Consider the following 236-nt stretch of genomic DNA (forward strand, 5'->3'; position numbering starts at 1 on the left):
ACCGGCACGTTCGCCCGGAACTTCTCCGACTCCGCACCCGGCACCGACAGCGCACCGCGGTCCGGACCCGGCAGCTGCCCCGCATAGAAGTTCAGCCCCGCCAGCCGGGTGCCCGCGTCCTTCAGGGCGTCGCGCAGCGCGTCCAGCTCCGCCTGTTCCGGGACCGGGGCGTCCACCCACGGCCACCACAGCTCCACCGCGGTGAAGCCCGCCGCCCGTGCGGCCGCCGGCCGCTC

1 protein-coding gene is annotated in these 236 nt (G+C 76.3%); it reads right to left on the bottom strand.

What is annotated here, in order from left to right:
- Positions 1-236, bottom strand: a 236-nt coding sequence (locus ADL29_RS14810; RefSeq protein ID WP_157878498.1) for a TIM barrel protein, incomplete at both ends; no start/stop codon positions are given.

The organism is Streptomyces chattanoogensis (assembly GCF_001294335.1).
GTDB lineage: Bacteria > Actinomycetota > Actinomycetes > Streptomycetales > Streptomycetaceae > Streptomyces > Streptomyces chattanoogensis.